This is a genomic window from Rhizobium sp. RAF36 (assembly GCF_052114105.1).
Classification (GTDB): Bacteria; Pseudomonadota; Alphaproteobacteria; order Rhizobiales; family Rhizobiaceae; genus Rhizobium.
This window is the reverse complement of record NZ_JBFREC010000003.1, coordinates 64,243-87,764: the sequence shown is the minus strand read 5'-3', so window position 1 is coordinate 87,764 and position 23,522 is coordinate 64,243. Positions and strand designations below refer to the sequence as shown.

19 protein-coding genes are annotated in these 23,522 nt (G+C 59.3%); 7 read left to right on the top strand and 12 right to left on the bottom strand.

The window, feature by feature from the left end; all coding sequences use genetic code 11:
• Nucleotides 1-3 precede the first annotated feature (3 nt).
• The 6 genes from AB4Z25_RS11690 to AB4Z25_RS11665 all read right to left on the bottom strand — a co-directional run bounded on the left by AB4Z25_RS11690 (nt 4) and on the right by AB4Z25_RS11665 (nt 13,450).
• Nucleotides 4-5,478, bottom strand: coding sequence for an ATP-binding protein (locus tag AB4Z25_RS11690; RefSeq protein WP_442208027.1), 5,475 nt, complete (start codon nt 5,476-5,478; stop codon nt 4-6).
• Nucleotides 5,475-6,995, bottom strand: coding sequence for a hypothetical protein (locus AB4Z25_RS11685; protein ID WP_442208026.1), 1,521 nt, complete (start codon nt 6,993-6,995; stop codon nt 5,475-5,477). The genes AB4Z25_RS11690 and AB4Z25_RS11685 overlap by 4 nt, the downstream gene beginning before the upstream one ends.
• Nucleotides 6,992-9,094: a hypothetical protein gene (locus AB4Z25_RS11680; RefSeq protein WP_442208025.1), complete on the bottom strand. Its 2,103-nt coding sequence runs from the start codon at nt 9,092-9,094 to the stop codon at nt 6,992-6,994. The genes AB4Z25_RS11685 and AB4Z25_RS11680 overlap by 4 nt, the downstream gene beginning before the upstream one ends.
• A gap of 5 nt (nt 9,095-9,099) precedes the next feature.
• Nucleotides 9,100-10,413, bottom strand: a complete 1,314-nt coding sequence (locus tag AB4Z25_RS11675) for a DNA cytosine methyltransferase (protein ID WP_442208024.1) — start codon at nt 10,411-10,413, stop codon at nt 9,100-9,102.
• A 318-nt stretch (nt 10,414-10,731) separates the two neighbouring features.
• Nucleotides 10,732-11,763: a radical SAM protein gene (locus AB4Z25_RS11670; protein WP_442208023.1), complete on the bottom strand. Its 1,032-nt coding sequence runs from the start codon at nt 11,761-11,763 to the stop codon at nt 10,732-10,734.
• An 895-nt stretch (nt 11,764-12,658) separates the two neighbouring features.
• Nucleotides 12,659-13,450: an alpha/beta fold hydrolase gene (locus tag AB4Z25_RS11665; protein WP_442208022.1), complete on the bottom strand. Its 792-nt coding sequence runs from the start codon at nt 13,448-13,450 to the stop codon at nt 12,659-12,661.
• Nucleotides 13,451-13,592: 142 nt separating this feature from the next.
• On the opposite strand from AB4Z25_RS11665, the gene AB4Z25_RS11660 reads away from it, so the two are divergent.
• Nucleotides 13,593-14,060, top strand: a complete 468-nt coding sequence (locus tag AB4Z25_RS11660) for a MarR family winged helix-turn-helix transcriptional regulator (RefSeq protein ID WP_442208021.1) — start codon at nt 13,593-13,595, stop codon at nt 14,058-14,060.
• A gap of 154 nt (nt 14,061-14,214) precedes the next feature.
• A complete protein-coding gene (locus AB4Z25_RS11655) occupies nt 14,215-14,355 on the top strand; it encodes a hypothetical protein (RefSeq protein WP_162698776.1) in 141 nt (46 codons plus the stop codon).
• Nucleotides 14,356-14,490: 135 nt separating this feature from the next.
• Here the strand turns inward: AB4Z25_RS11655 and AB4Z25_RS11650 are convergent, their stop codons facing one another.
• A complete protein-coding gene (locus AB4Z25_RS11650) occupies nt 14,491-15,402 on the bottom strand; it encodes a LysR family transcriptional regulator (protein ID WP_112539133.1) in 912 nt (303 codons plus the stop codon).
• A 96-nt stretch (nt 15,403-15,498) separates the two neighbouring features.
• Between AB4Z25_RS11650 and AB4Z25_RS11645 the strand changes: the two genes are divergently transcribed.
• The 4 genes from AB4Z25_RS11645 (at nt 15,499) to AB4Z25_RS11630 (ending at nt 17,703) form a co-directional block, all read left to right on the top strand.
• Nucleotides 15,499-15,828, top strand: a complete 330-nt coding sequence (locus tag AB4Z25_RS11645) for a nuclear transport factor 2 family protein (protein WP_112444910.1) — start codon at nt 15,499-15,501, stop codon at nt 15,826-15,828.
• The gene (locus AB4Z25_RS11640; protein ID WP_112444912.1) at nt 15,825-16,613 is read left to right on the top strand and encodes an SDR family oxidoreductase; all 789 of its coding nucleotides are present in this window, start codon (nt 15,825-15,827) and stop codon (nt 16,611-16,613) included. The genes AB4Z25_RS11645 and AB4Z25_RS11640 overlap by 4 nt, the downstream gene beginning before the upstream one ends.
• Before the next feature lie 131 nt (nt 16,614-16,744).
• Complete coding sequence (locus AB4Z25_RS11635) at nt 16,745-17,326, top strand: DNA-3-methyladenine glycosylase I (protein ID WP_442208020.1); 582 nt, start codon at nt 16,745-16,747, stop codon at nt 17,324-17,326.
• A 113-nt stretch (nt 17,327-17,439) separates the two neighbouring features.
• Nucleotides 17,440-17,703 (top strand): hypothetical protein, encoded by a 264-nt coding sequence (locus AB4Z25_RS11630; protein WP_442208019.1) that lies wholly within the window; start codon nt 17,440-17,442, stop codon nt 17,701-17,703.
• Nucleotides 17,704-18,032: 329 nt separating this feature from the next.
• Here the strand turns inward: AB4Z25_RS11630 and AB4Z25_RS11625 are convergent, their stop codons facing one another.
• The 3 genes from AB4Z25_RS11625 to AB4Z25_RS11615 all read right to left on the bottom strand — a co-directional run bounded on the left by AB4Z25_RS11625 (nt 18,033) and on the right by AB4Z25_RS11615 (nt 20,356).
• Nucleotides 18,033-18,596: a hypothetical protein gene (locus AB4Z25_RS11625; protein WP_112539132.1), complete on the bottom strand. Its 564-nt coding sequence runs from the start codon at nt 18,594-18,596 to the stop codon at nt 18,033-18,035.
• A 75-nt stretch (nt 18,597-18,671) separates the two neighbouring features.
• Nucleotides 18,672-19,607, bottom strand: a complete 936-nt coding sequence (locus AB4Z25_RS11620) for a pirin family protein (RefSeq protein WP_112539131.1) — start codon at nt 19,605-19,607, stop codon at nt 18,672-18,674.
• Between the two features lie 89 nt (nt 19,608-19,696).
• On the bottom strand, nt 19,697-20,356 hold the full coding sequence (locus tag AB4Z25_RS11615) for a hydrolase (RefSeq protein ID WP_112539130.1): 660 nt from the start codon (nt 20,354-20,356) through the stop codon (nt 19,697-19,699).
• 137 nt (nt 20,357-20,493) lie between these two features.
• Between AB4Z25_RS11615 and AB4Z25_RS11610 the strand changes: the two genes are divergently transcribed.
• Nucleotides 20,494-21,369, top strand: coding sequence for a LysR family transcriptional regulator (locus tag AB4Z25_RS11610; RefSeq protein ID WP_112444960.1), 876 nt, complete (start codon nt 20,494-20,496; stop codon nt 21,367-21,369).
• A 14-nt stretch (nt 21,370-21,383) separates the two neighbouring features.
• Here AB4Z25_RS11610 and AB4Z25_RS11605 read toward each other — a convergent pair whose 3' ends face one another.
• Nucleotides 21,384-22,301, bottom strand: coding sequence for an alpha/beta hydrolase (locus tag AB4Z25_RS11605; protein WP_112539128.1), 918 nt, complete (start codon nt 22,299-22,301; stop codon nt 21,384-21,386).
• Between the two features lie 22 nt (nt 22,302-22,323).
• The gene (locus tag AB4Z25_RS11600) at nt 22,324-23,283 is read right to left on the bottom strand and encodes a quinone oxidoreductase family protein (protein WP_442208018.1); all 960 of its coding nucleotides are present in this window, start codon (nt 23,281-23,283) and stop codon (nt 22,324-22,326) included.
• Nucleotides 23,284-23,522 lie beyond the last annotated feature (239 nt).

Genomic DNA, 23,522 nt, shown 5'->3' with positions numbered 1-23,522 from the left:
TTCCTAAGGTGTCCCTTCCTCCCTAGCCTTCATCAACTCGAAGAACGGGTATCCCCGTATTATTTCGCCCTGCACATCGAACGACTTGTAGAGGCAGCGATGGTTTGCCAAGGTTTTCACGCGCTCGGCAACCTCTCCGGCGTTCGCAGTCAGGCCAAGGGCTGAGAGTTCTGCCGCTGTAACGTTTGGTACCTTGTGAATGAACCAGGTCAACAGTGGCTCCCGGTAATCAGTCGCGCCTGCCTTGAAATGGCGCAGGTACTGCGATGCAAGGATGACGCCGGTGCCAAATTCGCGGCCTTGGAGAAGCAGCTTCCTCAACACGTCGAATTCATATCGCATGATATTATCAGCTTCATCGACCAGCAGATATGAGTCGATCGCGCGAAGTTGTGGGTCTGTCCCCAGGAAGGGCCGCTTGGGTGTCCTGAGCATGTTTTCATAGAACATGTTCAGCATGACCGCGACGAGCATGTTCTTGCTATGATCGTCCTGGCCGAGTGCACTGAGCGAGATGACGACCACTCCGTCAAGGAAGGTATCGAAGGGCACCGTCCTTGCCTCGTCCGGCTCGAAGATCTCCATGTCGATCAAGTCGTCAATGATGGCCATGGGAGAGTCAGACTTGCCATCCAATATTTCGGAATAGGCGGCGTGGACGTCTCGAAGCGTCGGAGGAGACCCGGCCGGTGCGCGCTCGTACGACTCGCGGACAGCTCGCTTTAGCTTGTCGCGCTGGACCGGGCCGATGCCCGGATAGATCTTCGCCAGCACGTCGGCGAAGAAGCGGAAGCGGTCGAACCACGGAGTCGACACATCCCCGATTGTACGGGTGTCGAAGAGGTTCAGCGGAAGTCGGTGCGGCCGCACGACCTTCGCTCCCGTCGCCGCGACAAAATCTTGGCTACTGTAGTCGTTCTTGTAGTCAAAGATCAGGAAGCGCGGGCGTATCCCGCGGTTTGCTTCCTCACCATCGTTGATCTGAGTGATGATGGACTTGAGAAGTTGCGTCTTTCCCGTGCCCAGGTCGCCGACCACTCCCATGTTGAGCTGGTTCAGTCTCGTGTCAGAGACATTGAGCGAGAGTTGTCGCGAGCTGAAGCCATCGACCGTCGCGCCGACGTCAAGGACAAGACCTGTTGTCGACTGAGGCGGCGGTACGTCTTGTGTTACTTCCGCCTCGGGCGTGGCGTGCCCTGACATTACTTCGATTGGCTCCGCAACAAAAGCAGGAGCTGCCCCGATCTCGTCTTCATCTTGGACCCGGCCATCACCCGCAGTAGTCTCGTCAACTCGGGAGCTGTCGGTCAGGCGAGGAAGGAAGTCCCAGTCTCCTAGCCGTGATCGCACCATCTCGTAGAAGGTAGCAGGATCACCCGCCACAATCTTCCCGGCGTCCTCGCGGCCAATCACGATCGTCTCGTCAAAACCGTCCTTGTCGTTGTCCCTGGGCGCGCTGGTATGGGAATCGTCGACAACGATCAGTCGACCGCGTCGATCGATTTCGACTGTACCCCCACCATCAAGAATTGCCTTCGCAATTCGTTCATGCAGGTCTGGCCAACGCGATGGATGGCCGGCGACCTCCTCCTGTTGGCTATAAACTCGCAGGCCGAACCCAATTATCGACAGCAGCAGGTGCTGGAACGCAAGGGCCCACAGGGTGGGCTGGCCTTCGTGAGGCGCAAGTGCCGACAGCAGGGAGGAAAAAGCCTTTGCCTGTGCGAGGGCGTCGGACGCATCGCCCTGTCCGAAGGATGCGGTGGGCCTGCACTTTACTTCGACAGGGGTAATCCTGATCCTCGGGGAGGAACCGACGAAATCGATACCAACGACGACTAGGTCCGGGCGAAGCAGGCCGGCATCCTTCAACTCTTTGCCGAGGGCACGGCTGAGGTCGGCGAGGTAGTTGCGAAACGGATCGACGGGAATCACGAGCGAGACCGTTGGACTGCTGGCGGTTCCACCAAGTATTGGCAGGATGCCACCTGCCGGGGAGGCGCCCCGCCGGAATCGATCCTGAAGCAACCTTGCTCCGACGAGGACTCCAAGGTCTCCAGTGGCTCCCGCGTCGTCGCCCGCAAGTCCCTTGATCGTAGGAATTCCCCGGCGAGCGACTTCGAGCAACACCTCGTTTATCTTGCTGCCTTCGATCCGTTCGCAGCCTGGTAATCGAGCCAATGCCTTTTCGAGCGACTCCCGGTCGGCATCCGATACTTGCGACAACAAGTAGTAGCCGTTGGTATCCCCGGACCGATGGGAATAAGATGGTAGTTCATAGTCCCAGAGATATGCTCCCTCAAGCCATTCCCCAAGGAAGCAAGCTGGATCAATAGCCGATGAGGAGACGGCGACGAAGTCGGTCTTGCGTCCGAACAGCATGTGCCTGACCTCGTGGACGTTTGGCGCGAACTGTAGGGCAAGGCGGTTCTCCGGGGAGTTCTCCATTGCAGATGCCAAGGACGAGACCTTGTCCGCGAGTATGTTTGTACTTGGCACAGGCGCGGTCGACTGCCTAGATTCCGAAAGATATATGCGCATTTGACGCCGCACCCGATGCCTGATGAGGGCGCCAATCCCAAGTGGGCTCCGGTGCTCCGCCGCTGCGACGCCCGGTTCTGACATGTCGAGCTGCGCGATAATGCCGAGGTCGGGATTGCTATCCTCGGGCTGCCCTGAAAACCACCTGACGGCGTTGCGCGTATCCTCGGAGAGATTCGCAATTCTTGCGTCGTCCGGACGGGCGGCCTCTGGCCGTTCGTCATAGACTTCTACGAAGCGTGGGCCGGTAGCCCGGGAGCGGGGACGCCTGGCCTCTTCCTCATAGCGAGCCTTGCACCATTCGAGGAGACCGTCATTACACGCGTTCGTCGTTCCCCCGACGCTCGACACCGCAACCGAAATCACGGGCTTGGCAGCAAGCAGTTCCGAGACATCGTCGAGGGCCCGGCCGACTTGCGCCGCGCTGAAACCTGCGGAAATGCCGCCGACGGTAATACCAAAGTCCTCGCCAAACGGCGCCTCCTGCGAGCGACGGGGCAGGTCCGCCAACCGAGATCCATTCCAAAGGACGGACCAATAGTCGGTACCGTTCTCAGCGGCCAGGAAATCCACCCGCTCAATTCCTGAAGGTGCCCTAACATGCATCGACATAATGTCGGGTACGCAGTCCGGATCGAGCACGCTCGCTGCCGGACAGGGCTTGCCTAGCTCGTCAGCCTCAAGAAGTACCTCTTGCGCGACGGCATGCCAGCCGAGCCGCAGTGGGTGGAAAGGCGACAGCATTACCGCATCCGGGACGCGTGACAGGCTGCGTCCACTACTGTCCAGCGAGCACACGGCAATAACATCGCACCAGCAAGCCACGTCCGGTGCAGCGGCGAGCCAGGCATTGTAGGATTCGACATATTGCTCGACGGTCGCCCTGAAATCGGCGTCCCGCGAAATCCACTCCCCGAGCCTGGCGGTCTCGAAGACCCCGGATTGGTCACCATCTCCCCTCACCCGGCGCGCGATTTCCTTGCGGGTCGAGAGGAATGCAGCAGGCGGCTCGAATTCCTCCGGCGACGGCCGGGGATCGGATATGAAGGTTCCCGCGGAAAGGATTGGCCCGTGCCCATCTCCCCACCGCGGCGGCGCCCAGTGGGCGCCATAGTCATTGGCAAGGATGAGCGGTTGGTAGGATTTTTCTACCATGGCGTCCGACAGCATCCAGTCCTGCAGCATCGTCGCCCGTGCCGGTCGATTGAGGTCGATTTCAGCACGCGCGTCAAAAGCCTCGAGTTGCCGGCGGTTCACGCGTATCAAGCGTTCAAACTCGCTCCGGCACCCAAGGCCCGGCGCGTCCTCGCAAACAATGAACGCGCGGCAGCTTTCCTCTGAGACACTGCCGTCGCGCAAGGTTCGCCTGAACTTGAACTCGACCTGGTAGTTGCCCTCTGCCTCGACCTCTAGCTGCAACATCTCCCGGAAGGGCCGTATGGGCAACTGGATTGGATCAGACCGGCCATCAAGCTGATCGGACAAGCCCGTCGCTATCCGCTCGACCTCGACGTCGGGCGAATTGAAGACTAGCAATTCATAACGTCCAGGGCCGGGCAAGGTAAGGGTCGTCTCCCAACCGACGGGACCCTTGCTTGCCGCCTTCGTGGTCCTGCGTGGACTTGCAAGCTTCTTGGAGGCCCTGCATGCGACAAGAATTCCGGGCTGCCAGGTTGCAAGCGATACGACCTTCATCGAGCCGGGCTTGTAGCCAGGTGCGGAAGCCTTGTAGCTGATTGGGTTCTTGTGGGACGGGGGCGAGTTGTCTGCCAGAACCTCCCCGGCATCCGCGATAACCTCGCCGACTGCCTTGGCTCCTCCGGCTGGCGTCCTCTCAACCAGCACACGTACGCCACTTTGCTCGCCGCCCTTCGTGGCGAATGCGAGCTCGACCCTGTCAAGCACGACCGCGGGCGTCGCCTTCCCGAGGTCGGCGAGCGAATTGGTGCAGGTCATGAGGATGTCGCCGGATACACCCGGCTCTTCCGCAAGAAGTTCGGACCATCTCTCCACGTCGAGATGGCCCCACCAGCCCGGTGGCTGCGAAACCGATAGCCCGTCTCCGGGCGAGTAGTAAGCAGCGGTCGCGCGAGCGAACGTCGTTTGAATCTGGCACCTGGACCTCACATGCAGGAGAAATTCCTCGAGTGCCTGCCGGTCCTCCTCTCCAGCTCCTTCGGAAAGCCGGTCGATTCCACTGCGAAAACCCTCCACCATGGCCTCTGCGATCTTGTCGAGTGTCGCCAATTGCTCGCGTGCCGAGATCAAGCCATTTCTCTTTGGAGGCAGACCGCAAGCGAGGCTTAGCCCAACTCCCGGTTGGGAGGCCAATGCGGCTGGTATCTCGAACAGGCGCGACAGCACCCGCCAGACGCCGCGCCGAACCTCTCCAGCATGTTCAAGCTCGTCCGCCGCGCGCGCGGCGGCCTCCACTAGGAGCCGCCCTTCCTCCCACTGGCCTTCCTGAACGCCAGCCATCGACAGCCCTTCGGTGACAAGCCGCTGGACAAAGGCGTCGTCCCACCAATCCTCAAACGGCGCGTTCGCACCGTTGGTTGCCTCGTCGACGCCGAACTTGATCGTCGTCGACGATACGGAAAGAATGCTGTGCTGTCCCGGGGGCACGAGAGCCACGAAGCTCGGTTGACCGGGCAGGTTACGAAGATCCAGGAGGTGGGTCTCATCACACCAGCCGGACTCGCCGACGCCAGGATTTTCAGCCGGAAGCTCGCCACGTGGCACCTGTAGCAGGTAGGGTGGTTTTCCCGACCCTGGTGCAACTTGTCCAGCTACCAACAGTTCGAAGACGTTTGATAGGATCTCGAGCGGCGGCCCATGGAAGACAAGCCTGATCTCTGCATTACCGCCAGTCGAGCGTGCTGCGGCGTCCACCTGGGACTCGACGTAGTCTGCGAGGGCGTGGGCGATGGAGGTCATCGGGGTGTTCCTCCAGGATTTTGGGTGCCGAACGGCGGCAGGAGCAACATGCCACTCTCGGCATCAGGGCTATCGAGCACTAGGCCAAGCATCCTCAGCTGGCTACCAAGGTCATTGTGGGGAATGTCACCGTGGTCGACAGTAACACCATATTGCCCGAGATGCTGCGCGAGCCGGTGGACCGACCTCGGTCCAGCCACGCCGGATAATGCACAATGCACCAGCGTCAACACAGCCACCGGACCTAGAGAAACTATCCATGGACTATTCGTACTAGTCCCGGACTTCTTGAGGAAGAAGCCTTGGTCATAGGTGCGCAAGCTTTGGTTCGCGGTCTGCCGTTTTCCTAGCGCATGCCTGGCAAACTCGTTGATGTTGGAACCGATCCCGCGCCTGCACAAAAGTACGCGGGTCTCCTTGTCCAATAGGCTTGAAGTGGCTTCCCGGATAGACAAGCCAGCCAACCCTCCGCGGTTAACCCTCACCTCCTCGCAGAGGCTGGCAAGTCCAGCGGCCGAGGATAGACCGTCCGAGGGCTTTATTCCAAGGCTATCGAGGCCCCAGAGAACAGCGTTGATGCTAAGCCGGGCAGCGAGATACTGCGAGACCGTGTCGCGGATGGATGGCAGGGCCTTGTTACCATATGGAAGGCAGGCGAACCGATCGGGATACATGGCCACGCGCGCGCTACCCTCGTCCGTCGGTCCTGCGCCGTCAAGCGCGCTTGCCAGCGCTTGCCATATGCGGCCGTGAACTTCGCAAAGCCACACGACATGTGCAACAGAGGCAAGGCGCAGGATGGACTCCAGCAGGCTGGTCCATTGCCGGCGAGTCATCATCGGCTTGGCAGCAATCACGGCCTTCAGGTCGAGGACCATTTGCCGAGCGGGAAATATTGCAACCTTCGCGTCCTCGAGCGACAGCGACTTCGTGTCTGGAAGATCAAGCAGGTGCCACGATGGCTCAGGAAACCAGCACTTAAGTTCCGCTTGCAGGAACCGCGCAAAGACATCGTCGTCTTCGGTTACCGAAAGAGCATCGAAGAGCGCCTGCCAGGTCGATCTCGCGGAGGCTGCGCTTGGCGAACCAAGCCAGATCATTCGGCGAATAAGCTGCCCTGGCGTCCAGGGATTTCCCGCTAGGCGTGCCGATCCCGAGAAAATCGCTACTTGCGGAACAAGGGGCGTCACCTGGAGGAAGCGCTTGGTCGATTGGTTTGGAAGCTTGGGGCTCTCGAGCACGGATCCCAGCAGGTTCTCGAATGCGTCTGCCTCGAGCGTAGCGCCTTCGGGCTTACGGGACCTCTCCCTCGCACGCTTCAATAGCCGGTCGAGCTCCCTGCCTCGCAGCGGAACGGTGCGCTCTTGTGCTCCTTCTATCCCTATGACCCTGTACACCGAGGACAGGATCACCTCCGAGCTGGCATATTCGGGCGCGGGGGAAATGGCGAGCGTTGCGCTGCTGTATAGCTCGTGCGATTTTCCCCAAGGGTCATCCAAGAAGTCTACAAGGCTCATCGCCCGCCCTCTCGTATTATCCCGAAGCCATTGCGCCGGAGCTGGACCGACAATCCTTCCGGGCCAAGCTTCATCTCGGCCCTGGGCAACACGCTGGCATCACGCACTATCGGGCCGCCAAGTTTCGCTCCGGTTGTGTCGAGAAGCGCGAGGACCGCGCGCGGGAGGGAAGCCCTCGACATGCCTCGCTCGATTTCCCTGACGGCCTTGAACAACTCGTATGTCAAAGCAATCTTCTGGGCCGAATGCCCCTCACCAACCTCGAGGAATTGCAACGGTGAACGGGGCCGACCTTCGCCGTTGACCTCTGGCGGTTGGACATGCCTCCTTTGGACCACGAGAGTTGCGCGGCGGCTTGGCGGGGGCAGCGGCTGCCCAAAGGTCGTGGTGAGCGAGACCTCGAAATTCTGCCCCTTGTTCAATAATTGCTCGACTTGCCGCGCAACGTCGAACAGAGCGTCGTCACCCTTGTCCTCGACGATGTGCTGAAATTCGGCCAATATGTCAGCATCGCGCACGGCTCCGGTTCTCGCACCAATGCTCCTGCGCACGATCCGGCATGAAAAATCGCGGATAACCCGTTGAACCCTGGTGGCAACGGCGGGTTTTTTCCTTCGCACCTGCTGTTGCGACAACAGCAAGTCGACCTCCGAAAGTCGATCAAGCAGGTGCGTCTCGACTAGTGTCAGGACACGCGACTTGCGCACGAAGTCGAGCCCCTCGGCGACAGACCTGCTGAACCGCGTGTCGAGCTCACGGAGCTTGAACGTCGTCCCACTGGTGACGGCAACCTCGGTATCCGGGCTCGCCAAGGCTGGGTCAAGAAGCTGGTCGATACCATCCAGCAGGCCGGAAATCATGGTGGGCAGGTATTGTGATCGCCGCGATGAAAGGAACCACGCCAGCCCCATTGCGGTATGGTTCTCCCTCAGTCCAAGCTCACCAAGGTCGCGAAGCAACGCATTGCCCGCCCCCTTGTCCCAGCCGTGGAACAATGCGTGCTGGTATTGCGCCGCGACTAGCCGATAAATCGAGGTCGCCGACCGCGCATTAGGCCGCGCCCCACGCTGGGCATCGTCGAGCTTGATCTGCGATGCAGCCCAGGTACAGGGCGAACCGTCATCCCGGGACGCTTCTTCCCGATGTCCTGCCAGCAAATATGACATAAGGGAGAAAACGTCCCTGAAACTCCAGCGCTTGCCGCTTCCGACCTCGAAGTAACGCAGCATCTGGTGCAGCGCCTTCCCCTGCCGGTTTCGTGCCAAGGCGACCCTGCTTCCGCAAAAAGGACAACGTGGTCCCGCCTCGCAAGTACCTGCTTCCGGCCATCTGGATGCATCCAGTGCCCTCGCAAAGATCTGCCCGTATGGAGCCGGTTGGCCATCGTCTGTCGCGGTGAAGAGGGAATCCATGTCCATCGGCCACACGACAACTTCAGGATATCCAGACAATGGCCAGCAAGAGGGAGCCCCAGGCGACACGCTTACTGCCTGGCAAATCCGCTCGAGGAGCACTCGGGATCGATGGTCCTCACGATCAATCGCCTCAATTAAGGCGTCATCAAGAACCCCGCGATTGACGCAGCATAGATATAGGTCCGTCGCACCGGCCTCGGTCGCCCTTGTAAGCTCCTCCCTGAGGAGGCTGGCTGGAGAGCGACCGGGAAAACCAAAGACTACCGTTGCATCCTGCACGATGGACAGCCGCAGAGCTCGCCGTGGACTGGCGAGTTCCCCTGCCTCAACTTCCACCCTTCGCGGGACCTTTTCCCCCGTCGGACAAAATCTTTCACTCAAGTCGTCGACAAGTCGCCCGGCGCAGCCAAGCGCTTTGTCAAGCGAGCGGACGGTCGTCTCGATCGCCTCCGTCTTGCCGTTTCCCGGCCCGCCAACCAGAAGGATCACGCGGGCTGCCTGCTGGTCGCCATCCCTCACCATCGAGGCCCATTTGGCGAGACGCGACAATAGGTTTGTTTCCAGAACGCCTTCGCCAGACCAGCCGCTCGTTTGGTCAAACAGCCTTCGAACACCGCCCGACCGATGGCCCGCCCATACCAGCAGGCCCGCTGGAAACTGCACTGCCTCATTCTCGCCCGGCATCCGTGTCACCCCGAAACCGCCACAGCCTGCACAGGGCTCGCACTTTCACTATCGATGGCGGACTGGATTTGAGCCAGGGCCTTGGTGAGTGCTGTCCCGATAGCCCTTGCAAGAAGTGGCGGTACTGCATTCCCGACTTGCGTATAGCGGGGGCATTCGCGGGTGCGACGGTCTCCCCCGGTCGTGTACTTGCCTTTAAATTCAAACCAATCTGGAAACGATTGGAGGCGCGCGGTTTCCCTCACCGTCAGGATCCGCGGCTCGGAATAGTGCAGGACGTCGTCCGGAAGTGTGGTTACTGTTGGAGCGGGATTGCTATCCAGGAGCGGGTAGATGCGATGTTTCTTGAGTCCATAGCTACGTCTGGATTCGTCGTCCATCCGCACACCTCGCCGGCATTCCGCCAGTATCCTTGCAAAACGCTCGCGTACATCATCCCGATGGCGTGCCAACCGCATGCTGTTGGGGTGTCCATGTCCCCCTTGCCGCATCAAGCGCTGGTAAGGTGTAGTCGCCCGGCTCCGCCTCCCCTCCAGGAATCCGGGCGGCGATTCTGGATCATCACAGGTACGCAGCGCTACTTTGGAAGTTTCTAGGTCTGAAAGCGCCTCCGCGGCAGACACCACACCGTCCAAGCTGAGCGCAGCGAGTTGCTGGCTTCGAACGTCCTCCAGGAGCTTGAAGACGCGCCCCACCCCTCCGTCGAGCCAGCGGGACATATCCTTGCGCACCCCAATCGCAATGAGCCGGGAGCGCTTTTGCGGAACTCCAAACCTTGATGCGTCCACTAGCATCGCCTGTACATCATAACCGATCCCATCAAGGCTTTCGGCAAGCTTCTCGTAAAAGGATTGCTTTCTCGGTTGGCCGGACACCAGGTCAACCACATTCGTCGGCCGGTGGACCACCTTCATTCCAGGGACGTTCTCCAGGATCAAGGCCGCCGGCCGGATTGCCTCGACCGCCTCTACATACTTCTGGAAGAGCATGTTCCTCGGGTCGTCTTCAACCCTGCGGCCAGCAAAGCTGAATCCCTGGCAGGGCGGCCCTCCAGCTAGGACGTCCACCCCACCGCGCAGCCGCGCCAGGTCTTGCCGATGCTCCTCCAGAAGCTCGTCTATTGCCCAAGCGCGTTGCTCTAGCCAAGCCGGCCATTCGAAACGGTTCGCCAGATGCGATGTATCTTCGACCATGTTCGCCGCAAAGGTACGAAATGCCATCGGGTCGCGTTCGATAGCGAACAAGCCCCGCATGCCGGATTGTGCTAGCCCTAGCGAAAGGCCTCCGCAACCCGCAAACAAATCTATGAATTTCGGCACTGGCACTCCATTCGACTGGTCAATTCTGCGGTCGGAACGGAGGGCATAGTCGGGCCTACCAAAGGGCACCTGCTACTGAATCCGTTGAAGAATCCCCAACCGCGAAGCAGTTTGACGTATAACAGGGAAAGGTCCTGCCTTCCATGGGGAAGTTCCCGTTGGTAAAGATCGGTTATTTTGCTTCATTCTCTCTCGCTGGTCGGGACGCGCCATTTTCCTCCAGCCCTGGCGGCACTAACCCTCGCTTTCTCTATTGCTGTAGTTCGGTTTCAAGAAAACGATGACAGTGGGGTCCAAGGCGTTTCGTTAATCGCCAATCTACCCTTGGTCCAAGAAATGTTGATGCGAACTAATCATATTTGAGACAGCCGGCCGATTAGAAAAAGATTTAGGGGGATGTATCCCGGCCCAATCCTTGCGGAGCCAGCTTTGATACTTTTCGAGAACTGCTGGCGAATTGATCGATTCAAGCATCTCTGGCAATGAAAGCCGCGACAAATTTCCAAGCGGTATGTTTGGAGGCGCCAGAGCAACGTCTCCATTGTGATTTATGCTGATGCCGAGCGGGTTCTGAAACGAAAAGTCAGAAAAATACGAAGCTGCACAATCGACCATCCGCAGCTCGTTGACGACGGTTGATTGCCGGCGGACGTCAAAGACGAAGATCTCGTCGTAGTACTCGCCTAGTGGAGAATAGACCTCACTCACTCGAAGGATCTCGTTGGCGTATTCCTCATCACTCACTGCCATTGCTGCGGCATGCAAGCTTCCCCTGCCGCTTGGGGTGAACTTGATGCAATTGAAGTAACTTGCGCCAAGCGTCGCAGCGAGCTTCGCCGTCGACAACGCATGACCGAGATTCTGCTGACAGCATACGTAGTTCACGCCCCAAAGGATTTTTCCGAAGGAGGCAAGTTCATACATGCCAAGGAGAGTTCCATAAAAGCTTCTTGGCCCGCGGATCCGTCCGTTGATTCCGTCGTCGGGGCCATCAAGGCTGATGGCCATGTTGTAGCGCATGCCAGCTTCGTAGAGAGCAGCGATCCGTTCCCTGGTGACGCCATGTCCGTTCGACGACACGCTTGGAAGAACGCCTTCCGCAAACATATGCGTGACAAGTCGATCGAGGTCGGGATGAAGAAAAGGCTCACCGCCGCCGACAAAGATTTGCCTGACACCGTATCGCTTGAGCGTGCTTACTATATCGTTGAGCGTCTCCAGCGAGTGCGTGGCACTTACCTTTGGGCTTGATTCCGAGTAACAATGACGGCAAGCGATCGTGCAAGCCCCGGTGACAGAGATTGCACCGGAAACCAGTTGAAGGCGCGAATCCAGATTTATGCCAACCATAGCCCCAACTCGGCTAGACCATGTTGCCCATACCGGGTTTGCTACGTGAGCCGGGATCCATGCTTAGGCGGATGCCGTCGAGCGGGACGCCAGACGGCTGAACATCCGACACTGCTAGCGGCCGACCCTGGAATGTCAGATCATCCGGCGCTAGCGGGTCTTCAGTCGGGCGCACTATCATCAACCGCAGGCCGGTTTCCTTGTCTTCTAAGATAGTCCCCATTTGCATCGCTTTTCCCTCCTTCAAGCAACTCTGGGTAAGGGAAGCCGAAAAACTCGCCTTGTCAAGGCGCCGCTTAAAGATTGGGCGGAGGAGACGAACATAGGTAAGTCGGTGCCACTCTAGGTAAGACTTCTTGAGGGCCCTTGAGCGAGGAATCTCAGTGCTCGGCCAAGGAAGCTAACCAACTGCAAACATGGGTAATATTCTCTATAATGGAACCTAAGTTGCATTTAAGGTTCGTTACCTCGCAGCGCATTGTTTGATTAATTCAACCATCGATAACTATCTGTTATCGATGGTAGATTGATATGACCCGCAAATCATGCTGTCGGTCGCCCTGGATGACCGGAAACGCCTGGTTTTCCGGTCTTCTTGGCAGATTTCGGCTTGGATCGGTGGAACGGTAGCTGCTCCGCGGGCCGCTCGGCGGTCCTGGCATTCGGCCATGATGCGACTTCCCTCATCATTGTTCTGCTAGCCGACCGTTCTTGCCCCTCCCCTCCTCCGATCTCCTTATTTTCAGGCATTTCCGCCACAGATGGCCGCCAGGGCGCGTTTCACGCTGGTTACGGCCAGATGCCCGTTCGAGATCGCATTTCGAGTCTGGCGGGGCTGCATCTACCCTATAAAACACGCTTGCAACTGGTTGTTTCCTGCCGAGGCTTTGTTTGGTCACTTCGTTTTGGCAGAGACAGCCTTCGCGGCCTGATCGATGGTATCTGCGATGACGACCGGCTGAGTCATGAACAGCGCATGGCTTGCCGAAACCTTGGTGATCTTAGCGTTGATGCGCTCAGCCATATGGATCAGCATGGCCTGATCGAAGGCCTTGTCTTCGGTTGCGATAACAGCCCAGCTGGGCTTTGTGCGCCAGGCCGCATGTTCGAGCTTCGTGGCGAACGCCGACATGTTGATCGGCACCTGCGAAGCGCTCATGAACGCCGCCTCATCATCGCTGACGTCATGCGCGAAACCGGCCTTGAACTTTGCCGGACTGACATAGCCGAAACCGTCCTTGGTGGTCTCAAGAACAAATTCAGATGCGGGTGCAAACCCTTCATACTGCTGCGCCGTTGTCTCCCCGGCGTCGGGTGAGAGCGCGGAAACATAAACAAGGCCGGAAACCTTCTCATCGCTCCCGGCTTCCGTGATGACCGTGCCACCCCAGGAATGACCGACGAGAATAACCGGACCATTCTGGCGCTCGAGCGCACGCTTGGTAGCGGCAACATCGTCTGCCAGTGATGTCAGAGGGTTCTGCACGATCGTGACGCGATATCCGCGCTTTGTGAGGTTGTCGTAAACACCCTTCCAGCCTGAACCATCGGCAAATGCGCCGTGGACCAGGACGACGTTCTTGACCTTCTGGTCTTGCGGTAATGTATCAGCGGCTGCCGGCAACGAGACCGAAATGGAGGCTGCAGCTGCGATTGCGGCAACAGTGGTGATTGTCTTGCTTGTCATGGCTTTCTCCTTATCTTGTAGCGATAATCATTATCGCGATAAGTATAAGCTGTCATATCTGATGATGCCCGTCAACATCTTTCTTATCGCGATATTGGTTTTTGCGATAAGTTAGGTTATAAGGGTGTCATAGGAGTTCGAAATGTCTCAACGCCACAATGATCCCCCGCCCCTGCGCGACCAGCTGTGCTATGCGATTTACACAGCGGGTATCGCGATCCAGCGCGCCTACAAACCGCTCCTCGACGAGCTTGGGTTGACATACCCCCAATATCTCGTTCTGAACGTCCTGTGGGCCCAAGACGAGCAGACGGTCATATCGATCGCTGATCAGCTTGCTTTGGATTCCAGTACCTTGACGCCACTTTTGAAGCGTCTCGAAATTGCCGGACTGGTGCGACGGGCACGAAATCTCAGCAACGAAAGGCAGGTCCTGGTCACGCTGACTGATCAGGGTTACGCCTTGCAACACAAGGCAGGCTGCCTGAGCGACGCTTTGCTTGCAGCCTCGACCCAAACACCCGCCCAACTCGCCGCTCTGAACCGCGACGTGCGACATCTGCGCGACGCTATTTATCTGCAAATTGGCGGATGGGATGCGCCCGCCTGACCCCAGCGGTCTACTTTAGCAAGACTGCCGTCCAGAAACCTTCATCCGGCCATGGGCCACAAGTCAAAGTGGCAAAGTAGAATGGGTAGGCCGCGCAGGATCGGTCGAAGACGGAGACTACATCACATCATCGGGCGTATCCGCAGGCACCGATATGTCTCTCGCGGTCGTCGAGAAGGTCTACGGGCGTGAGGCCGCCGAGCGTCGCGCCAAAGGTGCTGACTATATCTGGAGTGGCGATCCGAACAATGACCCCTTCGCAGTTGAGATCTCTAAAACGGAACTGAACGACTGACGTAGGCCGTGTTTTTGAGCCCAATGTACTGCTAACTAATCAGCCTCGCCCCGACTGGTCGGGGTCCGCTTTCACGATCTGATCGGCACTGTTCAACACGCCGTAAGCGCGGCGTCGCTGACGCCAAGCAGCCCCTTAGGGTGGTGAAAGCCGTCCGGCTGCGAAGTCGCGCGCAACCGCGATAAAGGCCTGAAAGGCCGCTGAGGAATTGCGCCGATTGTAGTAATAGAGGCACAACGGCGCAAGCGGTGGAGTCCAGTCGTCGAGAATGCGCACAAGCCGTCCTGCAGCGAAGTCATCGCGCACATCGGCTTCCATGAAATAGCCGATCCCCACGCCGTTCGTCACCGCGATCCGCGCCAGGGATGCTTCGTCAAGAGTGATTGGCCCCTCGACGTCGAGCTGCAGTTCTTCGCCATCCTTTTCGAACCGCCACCGGAGCAATGTGCCGTCTGGAAGCCGTCCGCGAACGCAAGGATAGGAGAGCAGTTCCTGCGGCACTCGCGGGACAGCCCTGTCTTCGAAAAAGGCGGGTGACGCGGCAATCGCCATGCGCCTCATCTTGCCAAGCGGAATGGCGATCGCGTCGCTTGGCACAAAATCCGCGCTGCGCACTCCCAGATCAAAACCCGCCGCCACGACATCGACAAGCCGCCCTTCCGTGACGATATCGATATGAACCTGCGGATAGCGCTGCAAATAGCTCAAAACCAGCGGCGCCATAATTTCACGCGCCGCCGTGGCGAATGCATTGATCCGCAGTACGCCAGAAGGCGTCTCCTGCTGGGAGCGCGCCGTATTCATGGCTTTCTGGATACCCTCAAGCGATGGTTTAACTTGTGCAACGAATATCCGCCCTGCATAGGTGAGTGAGACGCTCCGCGTCGTACGATTGAATAATCGCACGTCAAGCTGACGCTCTAGCTTGCCCACCGCATTGCTGATGGCCGTGGTCGACATGCCAAGATCGGTTGCCGCCGCGCGAAAAGAGCCGCATCGGACGATAGCGAGAACTGCCTCAAGTTCGATCAATGAGTGGCGCGTCATTGTCCCGGTTTTCGTGATGCCCCATGGCGATTTATCTTGCTTATCAGGCGAAAAGTCCAACGCTAAATTGGCGTCATCACCACTCAGGAGATGAACATGTCACTGAACCTACCCAAGCCGATCGCCGCCTATATCGAGGCGAATGCCCACCTCGATCTTGAGGGCATGATGAGGCACTTCACGAATGATGCCGTCTTTATCGACAACGGCAAGCGGTACGAGGGGCCAGCTGAAATCCGCAAGCTACTCAGGGACGAAGCGATCGCGGTAAAGGCGATCTTCGAGCCCGATACGTCTCGGGAAGAAGACGGCATGGTGGTGCTTGAAGGCCCCGCTCATGGTGAGTTCCCCGGCAGCCCTCTGCGCTTCACCTATCGTTTCACGCTGGCAAATGACGCCATCAAAGTTCTGGAGACCACCGTATGAGCATTCAGGCAGATCCCAACGAGTTCGCCGGCAAGCGCGTACTCATCAGCGGCGGCACCAAAGGTCTGGGGCGCGCAACGGTTCAGCGGTTCCTCGCCGGCGGAGCTCGTGTCGTCACGGCTGCCCGCACGATCAAGGATCCTATCGAGGGTGTTGAATATGTCCAGGCGGACCTGACCTCTGCGGAGGGAAGCGAAGCGCTAGCAAAGGTAGCACTTGAGCGGCTGGGCGGCATCGACATCCTTGCCCATGTGATTGGCGGATCGGCTTCGCCGGCGGGTGGCTTCGCCGCGCTGACAGACGACCACTGGCTCGCCGAGCTGAACCTGAACCTGCTGGCGACTGTCCGTCTCGATCGCCTGATGATCCCGCAGATGCTGGAGCGGGGCAAAGGTATCGTGGTCCATGTTACCTCAATTCAGTCTGTTCTACCGCTGCCCGAGTCCACGACCGGCTATGCATCTGCGAAGGCCGCATTGCGGACCTACAGCAAGTCGATTTCGAAAGAACTCGGTCCCAAGGGTGTGCGGGTCAACTCCGTATCTCCAGGCTGGATCATGACTGATGCCACGGGAGACTTTCTCGAAATGCTGCGGAAGGCCAATGGCGGCACGATAGAGGACGCGCGGCAGTCCGTGCTCGATGTCTTGGGCGGGATTTCGATCGGGCGCGGAGCTGAGCCAGAAGAGGTGGCCGACCTTATCGCCTACCTCGCGTCCGACCGGGCTGCTGCGATCCACGGCGCCGAGTTTGTCATCGATGGCGGGACTATCCGAACTGTCTAAGGGTGAGACCCGGCATTCGCGCAAGAGCGGATGCCGGGAACTCGCTGTTCCTCGACCATGGGAAAGCCGTCACGGATTGCTGCTTGGAGCAGTTGGCAACGATCGGCGGCGATCAATAGGAAGCTTTAACAATGCTTGACACTTCATCCTGCGAGCGCTGCAGCTGGGCTCAAGATGACCCGATGATGCGGGGATATCATGATGCCGAATGGGGCGTACCACAGCGAGATCCGCGGATGTTGTGGGAAATGCTCATGCTAGAGGGGTTCCAGGCCGGACTTGCCTGGATCATCATCCTTCGTAAGCGAGATGCTTTTCGGGCCGCCTTCGCAGATTTTGATCCAGCCAAGGTCTCTGCTTTTGACGAACGAGATATTCAGCGCTTGATGGCGGACCCTGGCATCGTACGCGCACGGGCCAAAATCGAAGCCACAATCAAGGGCGCACAGATCTACTGCGAGATGCGGGGTCGCGGCGAGGACTTCTCGGAATTCTGCTGGTCTTTCACCAAAGGCATTCCTGTTCTTGGTGACCGGAAAAGCTGGGTCGCGACCACGCCCCTCTCCGAGACGATCTCTAAGGAATTGAAGCGGCGCGGTTTCAAGTTTGTCGGCCCGACGATCACCTACGCATGGATGCAGGCGGTCGGCATCGTCAACGATCATTCTATTAGCTGCTTTCGACGTCACTTAGAGCCTGAATGTAGGCGCTAGGACGATCGTCATGCATCAACCGCCATCGTGCGAGGCCAATCTCCATCGGAGGGGGACAACAACCTCGCGCCAAAATGCGCTCGAGCTGCCCTTCTCCTGCGCGCATGTGGGCGATGGCGCTTGGCGTGCCAGCGCTGCGCCGTGCTTTTCAATTCTTGCTGAAGGGAAGAACGATGTTTGCCGTCTATGGAAAAGACGCCAATTTCAACGACCCACTCGCCTCAGTGGTTGTCGGAGAATGTCCGCAGCCTCTCGTGAAAGAGGGATGGGTGCGCGTGAAGGTAACCCACGCCAGCCTGAACCGGCACGACGTTTTCACCCGTCACTACGTGACCTATAATTCCGGAGGATCAACGTCGATCTCCGCCGACCAATAGTGTTTGGCAATGTTCTGACTGTTGCGAATGACGTGGTAAGCCATTTCAGGATCCCCTCCGGCCAACGTGCGGGATCAGCGCCGCACACAACGCAATACATGCGCTGATGGACGAGCGCAGCGAAGTATTCAGGGGCCGGCGTCGCGTCCTCTTGTCCGATAGCCGCCATGTCTTCTGCGGCCTGATATCTCGCATCCTGCAGAGCGGCGAAGATCGCTGTGGCCAACCATTTGTCGGCACGCTCAATGACGTCGGCGATTTCCCTATCGGCGGAACTGCCAGCAGGATTGTCTCGTCATGCCTCTTTCCTTCGGCGGTAAGGACGGTCGTCAGCCGGTTGATTTGGTGAAGAGCGCTAGGTAGTTTCGCGCGGTTTCGATGAAAGCTCGCTCTGCTTCGGAGCCGTCGGCGAGTTCGGCCGCACGGGCATCCACCGTCGCTTGTAGCCGAGCGTCGATCTGCGGATCGGTGGCACGCGCTTTCTCCATCAAGGTACGAAGGACGGTTCTCAAGGCAAAGCATTCCGCCGATCTAACCAACTGTTGACGTTCGCTTTGATTCTTCGCGATATCGTCTGCGCGTTTATTCTTCTGTCGCATCGACACTGGCCTGCCTTGCTGCCTTTCCCACCTCCGAGCGACGTTGCGCCCGGCATAGAGAATCTTCCAGGCGACGTCGGGATCGCCATTCTCGAATGTTTGGGCATCGGCGCCGCAAAGGCGCATGAAGAGGTCGCGAAGCGCTCCATCGCTGAAGTAGTCGTGTGGCGCAGCGGAAACGCCGAGGGACTGGAGCGCGGCGCCGGCGGCTCGAACGGCTTGATCGATCGCTTCATCAACCGCTCGGAACAAACTCTCGTCTGCCTGATGTACCTCGTCTATTGTCATCGACATGAGCCTCTCCCACGAATTAGCTCTCTTCGTTGAATGACATCGGGTCAGCCCTCGCGTCCAGGCTTACATGAAGCATCAATCGGGCAAGGGTATGAACTCACCCCGGTCGTCAGCAGGAAGGTCGAAACGGCCCTCGCCCCACTTTCCGGCTCGCCATTCGGCCTTGGCTTCCTCGATACGTTCCATCGACGAGGCGACGAAGTTCCACCAGATGTATCTTGGCCCGGAGAACGTTGCGCCACCGAGTATCATAATCCGGGCGCCGCGTTCGCCGGCCGCGACGGTTATCCTGTCTCCGGGACGGAACACCATCATCTGCATTGTGCCGAATTCCTGTCCAGCGACCGAGATCGAACCTTCAACGACGTAGATGGCGCGGTCTTCGTGTTCATCTGGCATCGGAAGACGGGCGAGCGGATCCAGCTTGACGTCGGCGTAGAAGGTCTCTGAAAACATCTTAGCGGGAGCGCGCTCGCCATAGGCGTTTCCGAGGATCAGCCGCGCCGAGACGCCTTTGTCTTCGATCATCGGAAGCGCGCTCCGGCCGTGGTGCTCGAAGGACGGCGCCACGTCCTCCTGGCCGTCAGGCAGGGCGAGCCACGTCTGTATTCCGAACAGGCTGTTCGGTCCGCTCCTTGCCGCCGCGCTCGTGCGCTCCGAGTGCGATATGCCTTTGCCCGCGACCATCCAGTTCAACTCGCCCGGCCTGATGATCTGGTCGGCACCGGTGCTGTCCCGGTGATGAAAGTCTCCTTGGTACAGATAGGTGACGGTGCCGAGACCGATATGCGGATGTGGCCGGACGTCGACGCCCTGCCCCGTCAGGAGTTCGGCGGGACCAGCATGGTCGAAGAATATGAACGGGCCGACCATCTGTCGGTTCGGTGCGGGCAGCGCCCGTCGGACTTCGAAACCGCCAAGATCGCGAGCGCGAGGAACGATTAAGGTCTCGATCGCCTCCACGCCTATCTCATCGGGGCATCCTGGTTCGATCGCAGGGTTCCAGCTCATGTGTTTCGTCCTCTTCTTCGGCCGATGATCATCCATTCAAAGCGAGAGGCGGTGACGCGTGACGCACCCGCTCCTCTTTTTAGGCGTGCTCACGCTCCAGCACCAGCCTTGGGCGCGGCAGTGTTGAGCAACTGCTGCTCCCACAGATATGCGATTCCGCTCCCGCCAGAATGCTGGACGATGACGTCGGTGATCTTTGCAGCCTGTTCGGCACGGGACCAGTCGCGCTGCCATTCGGCTGCGAGCGCGAGCCAGGTCATCATGTTGACGCCGGCTGCGATCATACGCTGGATTGCGACCTGATGCGCCTCGGGCGAGACTGCGCCAGAGGCGTCCGTGATGACCGTGACATCCCAGCCCTCGCCCGCGGCCTGAATAGCCGGCATAGCAACGCACACCTCTGTCCACAGACCCGCAATTACCAGTTGCTTGCGACCGGTCGACTTCACCACGTCGACAACCTTCGCATCCTGCCAGGTGTTGATAAGCGTCCGGTCGATGATTTCCTGGCCTGGGAAGACGTCGGCGATCTGTGGGAAGAGTTTGCCGCCGCGCTCCGCGATTACCGTTGTGAGGATGGTCGGAACGTCGAAGGCCTTGGCCGCCTTTGCAAGGCCTACCGTGTTGTTGACCACCATCGTCGGTTCGTGGCTGTTCACGTTCGCGAGCTGATACGGCTGATGGTCGATGAGGACGAGAACCGAATCTTCAGGGCGGAGAAGCGAGGCGAGGCCGTTACGAAAGGTCATGAAACATCCTTGTTTGTTGGTTCGTCGAAGATGCGAACGCGCCCGTTGGACGTCGATCCACGAAAACCTTGTCAGTGCCAGCCCTGATGCGGTAGGCCTCGAAAACGCGAGCTGTGTTGCAGAAAGGGGAACGCAAGATGGAAATCGACGATCTCAGGACCTTCGTGGAAGTCGCCGACGCAGGAGGGGTGACACCCGCCGCTCAACGGCTTGGCGTCTCCAAGTCGATGGTCAGCCGGCGTATCGCTCGTCTTGAGGCGGAGTTGGGCGTTCAGCTCGTCGCGCGAACGACCCGCGGCATCGCTCTGACTGAGGAAGGCGCGACGTTCCGAGATTATGCGGCGAGGGTTTCGGCGGAGATCGATGCGGCCCGCGAGACGATATTGCCGGCGGGCGAGCTTCGCGGGCGCATTAGGGTCGCCGCCCCACTGTCGTTCGGGCCGACCCACCTCGCTCCCGTCCTGTCTCAGATGGCGCGCCGACACCCGCATCTTCAGGTCACCTCGTGCTACACCGACCGCTTCGTCGATCTCATTACGGAAGGTTTCGACTGTGCGATTCGGATCGGATATCTGCCGGATTCCAATCTCGTTGCCAGGCGCGTTGGACCACTCTACGCGAAATTCGTTGCTAGCCCCGACTACATCACCCGGAATGGCTCGCCCGAGACGCCGGACGAACTTCTCAAGCATGAGGCGCTCATGCAGGGAACTGAGAGTTGGCAAGTCACAGATGGCGACCAGGTACTCAACACCCGGCCGCAAGGACGGTTCAAGGCCGACAACGGAGTAGCATTGCTCGCCGCCGCGCTGGAAGGGCTAGGCATCGCCAGACTTCCGAACGGTCTTACGGACCAACACATCGCCTCCGGTGCCCTCGTCGAAGTGATGCCGAAGTATCCGCCTCCCACCGCCGGCATTTTCGTGGTCAGGCCTCCTGGACAGCATCCTGCCAAGAAGGTGCGTGTGCTGACAGAGATGCTGATCGAGTGCTACGACTCCGGCTCGTCCTAGCAGCCCGCCGAATCCTACGGCGCAAGATGTTCTGAAAAGAACTCGGCCAGCCGTGCGGTCGCCGGGCCGACATATTCCGGCTTGTAGTACATGTCGTAGTGTCCCGCGCCCTCGACTTCCAAGAAGTGCTTCGCCCTCGACGGAGAAAGGTCGAACAGACGCCTCCCCGCCTCGTATTGTCCGGTCGGACCCCGGCGCCCGCCGACGATCACCTGCAGCGGCTGGGTCAGTAGCTCGGGCAGGCTGAACGCGTCGAAACCCAGCAGGGCGCCATAGCTGACGAACAGCAGGCGGTTCGTCGAATTCGGATGCCGATACTCCGACTCTCGATAAAACGTGACCGCCTCCAGCAGCTCGGGATCAGTGATGCCTGCAGCCTCGGCTTCCACGAGGCTATCAGGAATCCATGGATCTCTCCGTGCCGCGGCACCGCGCGCTTGCGCAGTGCGCTCCGCCGCAACATCCAGGAGCGTCTGCCGGGCGTCGGGAAGCAGGCGGCGCATCGCTTCGCCGATGTCATTGGCGACGACCGTGCCCACCGCCTTGAAGCGCCGTTCGGTCAGTGCTGCCTTGATCGCGTAGCCGCCACCTGCGCAGATCCCAAGGAGTCCGATCCGCGCATCGTTGACATAGGATAGCGTCGCCAGATGATCGACAGCGCAATGAATGTCTTCGACACGAACGGCTGGATCTTCGAGATCACGCGGTTCGCCGCCGCTCTCGCCCTGATATGACGGGTCGAACGTAAGCGCTATGAAGCCCTTTGCGGAGAGTCGCTCGGCGTAGATCGCGCCGATCTGTTCCTTCACGCTGCTGCCCGGCGTCGCAAGGACAACCGCGGGATATGCGCCACCCTCGTCGAAGTCCGTCGGCAAGTGGATATTGCCGACGACTTCGATCCCTCTGTTACTGAACGAAACCCGCTTGATCATAAGGTGGTCCTCTTTCCATCGTTCATGGGGTCATCACGATCCGCCCGAGAGGCTTTGCGGCCTCGGCGTAGTCGTGCGCGTGCGCAGCGTCTTCAAGCGCGAAAGATCGGTCGATCACGACGTCGATCTTTCCGGCTGCGGCGGTGGCAAGGAGATCGTCGACGGTGCCGTGCACCGAAGGCCGTTCGAAGATGGATCCCATGAATACCCCGTGGAGCGTCTGATTGTTCTGCATCGGCTGCCATAGATCGACATCGAGCTTTCCGCCGCCGGCATTGCCAAGGAAGACGAGACGCCCTTCCTGTGCGAGTGCGGAGAGCGAAGCTTGCAATGTGGAGCCGACGGGGTCGATCACCAGGTCGACGCCCTTCCCATTGGTCAGTCGGCACGCTTCTTCCACGACGTCGTGCTGGAGTCGGTCGATGACGAAGGTGGCGCCGAGTTCGATTAGACGGGCCTGCCTTTCGCTCGCGCTTGCGACGGCAATCACGGTCGCCCCTGCCCGCTTGGCAAGCTGTACCGCCGCGAGCCCTACGCCACCGGCCGCAGCGTGAATTAGGATCGTTTCGCCTATCCCGACAGCGCCTCGGGTGACCACGCTGTGATAGGCGGAGCCGAAGGAGATGGGCAGCGCGGCGGCCCTTGCCATGTCCAGTCCCGCGGGAACCGGCCACGTTCGCGAAGCAGCGACAGCCCAGAGTTCAGCATGCGATCCCTCCATGCTGAAGGCAGCGACCTTGTCGCCAACGGCACGGGTGGTCACGTCCTCGCCCACGCTCACGACCGTGCCGGCCGCTGCATATCCGACCACCCACAATGGTACCTGTGACGTCGATCTGCGATTGATCAGATCTCCGCCTTCGATGGAGATCGCTTCCACCCTTATGAGGACTTCGTCCGCCCCGCAGACGGGATCAGGCACGTCGACGTATTTAAGCACAGACGGAGGTCCCGGATTGTCGTAGACGGCGGCCTTCATCATCACTCCATTCTTCAACTTCTAGAGACATTTAGGTTGTCTGTGCTCCCGAGAAAGGGTTCGCCATCGGGAACGTCGTGTTGCGCGAGCTGCAACGAGCGGGATCGGACGCGGTCGCCGTTCCCCACCGTGCAACAAGCTGTCGCAATCATCGTCACTTCAAGCGCTGCCCCACGGCCACAAAATAGGAGGCATACCCTGTCGGGCGCATCCGCATAGCTGCGGTTCTCCCGACTTCCCGA

Bases quoted from the DNA above. Each gene is read 5' to 3' on its own strand.
- AB4Z25_RS11690 (WP_442208027.1), bottom strand. From the start codon at position 5,478: ATGACCTCCATCGCCCACGCCCTCGCAGACTACGTCGAGTCCCAGGTG.
- AB4Z25_RS11685 (WP_442208026.1), bottom strand. From the start codon at position 6,995: ATGAGCCTTGTAGACTTCTTGGATGACCCTTGGGGAAAATCGCACGAG.
- AB4Z25_RS11680 (WP_442208025.1), bottom strand. From the start codon at position 9,094: ATGCCGGGCGAGAATGAGGCAGTGCAGTTTCCAGCGGGCCTGCTGGTA.
- AB4Z25_RS11670 (WP_442208023.1), bottom strand. From the start codon at position 11,763: ATGGTTGGCATAAATCTGGATTCGCGCCTTCAACTGGTTTCCGGTGCA.
- AB4Z25_RS11665 (WP_442208022.1), bottom strand. From the start codon at position 13,450: ATGACAAGCAAGACAATCACCACTGTTGCCGCAATCGCAGCTGCAGCC.
- AB4Z25_RS11660 (WP_442208021.1), top strand. From the start codon at position 13,593: ATGTCTCAACGCCACAATGATCCCCCGCCCCTGCGCGACCAGCTGTGC.
- AB4Z25_RS11655 (WP_162698776.1), top strand. From the start codon at position 14,215: ATGTCTCTCGCGGTCGTCGAGAAGGTCTACGGGCGTGAGGCCGCCGAG.
- AB4Z25_RS11650 (WP_112539133.1), bottom strand. From the start codon at position 15,402: ATGACGCGCCACTCATTGATCGAACTTGAGGCAGTTCTCGCTATCGTC.
- AB4Z25_RS11645 (WP_112444910.1), top strand. From the start codon at position 15,499: ATGTCACTGAACCTACCCAAGCCGATCGCCGCCTATATCGAGGCGAAT.
- AB4Z25_RS11640 (WP_112444912.1), top strand. From the start codon at position 15,825: ATGAGCATTCAGGCAGATCCCAACGAGTTCGCCGGCAAGCGCGTACTC.
- AB4Z25_RS11635 (WP_442208020.1), top strand. From the start codon at position 16,745: ATGCTTGACACTTCATCCTGCGAGCGCTGCAGCTGGGCTCAAGATGAC.
- AB4Z25_RS11630 (WP_442208019.1), top strand. From the start codon at position 17,440: ATGGCGCTTGGCGTGCCAGCGCTGCGCCGTGCTTTTCAATTCTTGCTG.
- AB4Z25_RS11625 (WP_112539132.1), bottom strand. From the start codon at position 18,596: ATGTCGATGACAATAGACGAGGTACATCAGGCAGACGAGAGTTTGTTC.
- AB4Z25_RS11620 (WP_112539131.1), bottom strand. From the start codon at position 19,607: ATGAGCTGGAACCCTGCGATCGAACCAGGATGCCCCGATGAGATAGGC.
- AB4Z25_RS11615 (WP_112539130.1), bottom strand. From the start codon at position 20,356: ATGACCTTTCGTAACGGCCTCGCCTCGCTTCTCCGCCCTGAAGATTCG.
- AB4Z25_RS11610 (WP_112444960.1), top strand. From the start codon at position 20,494: ATGGAAATCGACGATCTCAGGACCTTCGTGGAAGTCGCCGACGCAGGA.
- AB4Z25_RS11605 (WP_112539128.1), bottom strand. From the start codon at position 22,301: ATGATCAAGCGGGTTTCGTTCAGTAACAGAGGGATCGAAGTCGTCGGC.
- AB4Z25_RS11600 (WP_442208018.1), bottom strand. From the start codon at position 23,283: ATGATGAAGGCCGCCGTCTACGACAATCCGGGACCTCCGTCTGTGCTT.